This window comes from Wolbachia endosymbiont of Tuta absoluta (assembly GCF_059414725.1).
The window spans coordinates 1-439 of record NZ_JBNRJY010000657.1; the positions used below are offsets into that span (position 1 = coordinate 1).

Below are 439 nucleotides of genomic sequence, written 5' to 3' on the forward strand. Positions count from 1 at the left end.
CTGACACCTGCCCGGTGCTGGAAGGTTAAGGAAGGTGCTTAGAGGTAACTCGAAGGCATTAACTGAAGCCCCAGTAAACGGCGGCCGTAACTATAACGGTCCTAAGGTAGCGAAATTCCTTGTCGGGTAAGTTCCGACCTGCACGAATGGTGTAACGATCGATCTGAACCGAAACCTGATGGATTCTTTGAGAAAACACATCCTGTTCCTGAGCAATACCTTTATTGAACACAGAAAGAAACAATAAAGACAGAATGATTGAATAACGTTTATTTTTTTGCATCGGAATTCTTTTTTTCAATATTAATATTTACCATTTTTACTCTTAACTCTTTGAATATTTGCTGCATGGATTTAGAGTTGATTGCCAGATACTCTATCTGCTTTTCATACTCAATAACATTCAGCAACTTTTGCGGACTTACTTTAATACTTTGAG

Annotated in this window: 1 rRNA gene; it reads left to right on the top strand. The window is 39.0% G+C overall.

The features are described from left to right. Nucleotides 1-161: ribosomal RNA gene (locus tag ACJ5GX_RS07065) — 23S ribosomal RNA — on the top strand; the annotation flags it as partial. Nucleotides 162-439 lie beyond the last annotated feature (278 nt).